The organism is Phytobacter massiliensis JC163, from assembly GCF_000321045.1.
In the GTDB taxonomy this organism is placed as follows: Bacteria; Pseudomonadota; Gammaproteobacteria; order Enterobacterales; family Enterobacteriaceae; genus Phytobacter_A; species Phytobacter_A massiliensis.
In genome coordinates this window covers 1,341,102-1,344,833 of record NZ_HE578945.1, presented here as the reverse complement: position 1 = coordinate 1,344,833, position 3,732 = coordinate 1,341,102, and the positions used below count along the sequence as shown (strand labels likewise).

The 3,732-nt window shown below is 57.3% G+C and carries 3 protein-coding genes; 2 read left to right on the top strand and 1 reads right to left on the bottom strand.

What is annotated here, in order from left to right; all coding sequences use genetic code 11:
• The first annotated feature begins 264 nt into the window (after window positions 1-264).
• Together fumA and fumC are read left to right on the top strand one after the other, a co-directional pair.
• Window positions 265-1,911 (top strand): class I fumarate hydratase FumA, encoded by a 1,647-nt coding sequence (gene fumA / locus ENTHG_RS06625; protein WP_044176904.1) that lies wholly within the window; start codon window positions 265-267, stop codon window positions 1,909-1,911.
• A gap of 311 nt (window positions 1,912-2,222) precedes the next feature.
• Window positions 2,223-3,623: a class II fumarate hydratase gene (gene fumC, locus ENTHG_RS06620; protein ID WP_044176892.1), complete on the top strand. Its 1,401-nt coding sequence runs from the start codon at window positions 2,223-2,225 to the stop codon at window positions 3,621-3,623.
• On the opposite strand, the gene ENTHG_RS24070 is transcribed toward fumC, so the two are convergent.
• Complete coding sequence (locus ENTHG_RS24070; protein WP_425325298.1) at window positions 3,620-3,730, bottom strand: DNA replication terminus site-binding protein; 111 nt, start codon at window positions 3,728-3,730, stop codon at window positions 3,620-3,622. The two genes, fumC and ENTHG_RS24070, sit on opposite strands and share 4 nt — an antisense overlap.
• Between the last annotated feature and the right edge of the window lie 2 nt (window positions 3,731-3,732).

The following is a 3,732-nucleotide window of genomic DNA, read 5'->3' as shown; positions in this document are numbered from 1 at the left end:
GTTCCGTTAACGCAGTTTTACTTCCCCAGGCATAGTTTTGCACCGAGTTAATGAGTTTTTGCATTATCACGCCCTTCATGATGATCAACTTAACTGCGTGTATTAAAGCAATAAATCTGCGCGAAGTAACCTTCGCCTGTAAAAAGTCGTACTAGTCTCAGTTTTTGTTAAAAAATTGTGTACGATATGCGGACTCGCTTTTGTCGGGGGCAGATGGAACGCCTGCCCGAACCATAACCAGAACGTGTTGTAAGTGAGAGTACAATGTCGAACAAACCCTTTTACTACCAAGAGCCTTTTCCGCTGAAAAAGGACGAAACCGAATACTACTTGCTCAGCAGTGATTACGTCTCCGTCGCTGAGTTCGAAGGGCAGGAGATTCTCAAGGTCGCCCCTCAGGCGCTGACGTTACTGGCGCAGCACGCTTTCCATGACGCCTCTTTTTTGCTTCGCCCGGCCCATCAACAGCAGGTCGCGGACATTCTTAACGATCCAGAGGCCAGCGAGAACGACAAGTACGTCGCTCTGCAATTTCTGCGTAACTCCGAAATTGCCGCCAAAGGCATTTTGCCGACCTGTCAGGATACCGGCACCGCCATCATCATGGGTAAAAAAGGGCAGCGTGTCTGGACCGGCGGCGGCGATGAGGCCGCGCTGGCGCAGGGTGTTTACAATACCTACGCCCACGATAACCTGCGCTACTCGCAAAACGCCGCGCTGGATATGTATAAAGAGGTCAATACCGGCACCAACCTGCCTGCTCAGATCGATCTCTACAGCGTGGACGGCGATGAGTATAAATTCCTCTGTATCGCCAAAGGCGGCGGTTCGGCTAACAAGACCTATCTTTACCAGGAGACCAAGGCGCTGCTCAGCCCTGGCAAACTGAAAAATTATCTGGTCGAGAAAATGCGCACGCTGGGCACCGCGGCCTGCCCGCCGTATCACATCGCGTTTGTGATTGGCGGCACCAGCGCGGAAGCCACGCTGAAAACGGTGAAGCTGGCGTCGACCAAATATTATGACGGCCTGCCCACCGAGGGTAACGAGCATGGTCAGGCTTTCCGTGATGTGCAGCTTGAGCAGGAACTGCTGCAAGAAGCGCAGCAGCTGGGGCTGGGCGCGCAGTTTGGCGGCAAATATTTTGCCCATGATATCCGCGTGGTCCGCCTGCCGCGCCACGGCGCTTCGTGCCCGGTGGGGATGGGTGTCTCCTGCTCGGCGGATCGCAATATCAAAGCCAAAATCAACCGCGACGGCATCTGGCTGGAAAAGCTGGAGCAAAACCCCGGCAAATACATCCCTGAAGCGCTGCGCCAGGCAGGCGAAGGGGAGGCCATTCACGTCGACCTCAACCGGCCGATGGAAGTGATTCTCGCCCAGCTCCGGCAGTATCCCGTCTCCACCCGCCTGTCGCTGACCGGCACGATTATTGTTGCCCGCGATATCGCCCACGCCAAACTGAAAGAGCTGATGGATGCCGGGCAGCCTCTGCCGCAGTATGTTAAAGACCACCCCATTTACTATGCAGGGCCGGCAAAAACGCCGGAAGGGTATGCCTCGGGTTCGCTGGGGCCGACCACAGCCGGGCGTATGGACTCCTATGTTGACCAGCTACAGTCGAACGGCGGCAGTATGATCATGCTGGCGAAAGGCAACCGTAGCCAGCAGGTGACCGATGCCTGCCATAAACACGGCGGCTTCTACCTTGGCAGCATTGGCGGCCCGGCGGCGATACTGGCGCAAAACAGTATTAAGAGCCTGGAGTGCGTGGCTTACCCGGAACTGGGTATGGAGGCTATCTGGAAAATTGAAGTGGAGGATTTCCCGGCCTTTATTCTGGTGGACGATAAAGGCAACGACTTCTTCGCGCAAATCCAGTCGGGGCAGTGCGCCCGCTGCGTAAAATAACCTTAACGCCCTGCGGGGCGTTTCAGACTGCTGACAAAGCCAACAGGAATGCATGGAACGGCGTAGCCCAGGTAAGCATGCGCACCCGGGACTCCCGGATGCGGTGAAACGCCTTATCCGGGCTACCGTCATTGTGCCGCTTTTTTGTCACTCCCGGTTTTGTCAACAACCTCTAACGCCCTGCGGGGCGTTTTTTTGCGCTACAGTTAGCGCACGAAGCAATAAACGATGCCGTGACGGGCAGCAATACTTATCTTCTGGCAGGTGGGCAATGTCGGTCCTCAATATCACTTTGTAACAGGGAGAAAGTAATGACAACGCATCGCAGTGAGAAAGATTCAATGGGGGCCATTGACGTCCCGGCGGATAAATTATGGGGCGCGCAGACCCAGCGCTCGCTTGAGCATTTTCGTATCTCCACCGAGAAGATGCCCGTTTCGCTTATTCACGCGCTGGCGCTGACCAAGCGGGCGGCGGCCAAAGTTAACCAGGACCTGGGGCTGCTGGCGGATGAGAAAGCGAACGCCATTATTGCGGCGGCGGACGAAGTGCTGGCGGGCAAACATCCTGACGAGTTCCCGCTGGCTATCTGGCAAACCGGCTCCGGCACCCAGAGCAACATGAACATGAACGAGGTGCTGGCCAACCGCGCCAGCGAGCTGCTTGGCGGCGAGCGGGGTATGGCGCGCAAGGTGCACCCCAATGACGACGTTAACAAAAGCCAGAGCTCGAACGACGTTTTTCCTACGGCGATGCACGTGGCGGCGATTATCGCCCTGCGCGAACATCTGTTACCCCAGCTTCTGGTGCTTAAAAAGACCCTGAACGAGAAGGCCATCGCTTTCGCCGATATCGTCAAAATTGGCCGCACCCATCTCCAGGACGCCACGCCGCTGACACTGGGCCAGGAGATCTCCGGCTGGGTCGCGATGCTGGAGCATAATCTGCGCCATATTGAACTGACGCTGCCGCATCTGGGTGAACTGGCGCTGGGCGGTACGGCGGTGGGGACGGGTCTCAACACCCATCCGGAGTATGCCCGACGGGTGGCGGAAGAGCTGGCCAACTTTACCCGCCAGCCTTTTATCACCGCGCCCAATAAATTTGAGGCGCTGGCCACCTGCGATGCGCTGGTTCACGCTCACGGCGCATTAAAAGGGCTGGCGGCGTCGCTGATGAAAATCGCCAACGATGTGCGCTGGCTGGCGTCCGGCCCGCGCTGCGGCATTGGCGAAATCGCTATCCCTGAGAACGAGCCGGGCAGCTCTATCATGCCGGGTAAAGTGAACCCGACCCAGTGTGAAGCCATGACCATGCTCTGCTGCCAGGTGCTCGGCAACGATGTGGCGGTGAATATGGGCGGCGCGTCAGGCAACTTTGAGCTGAACGTTTTCCGCCCGATGGTGATCCACAATTTCCTGCAGTCGGTGCGCCTGCTGGCGGACGGCATGGAGAGCTTTAACGCGCACTGCGCGGTGGGGATTGAGCCGAACCGGGAGCGCATCGACCAGCTCCTTAACGAATCGCTGATGCTGGTCACGGCGCTCAATACCCATATCGGCTACGACAAGGCGGCGGAAATCGCCAAAAAAGCCCATAAAGAGGGGCTGACCCTTAAGGCCTCGGCGCTGGCGCTGGGTTACCTGACGGAAGACGAGTTTGACAGCTGGGTTCGCCCTGAATCGATGGTCGGCAGTATGAAGCCCGCTTAATCGGCAACGTACAGGTGCAGCCGTGGAATAATTAACCGCAACGGCTGCGCCTGCGGCTTATAGCGGTGCTGAACGTTATCCGCCTGATAGTCCAGCAGCCCGCCGATGT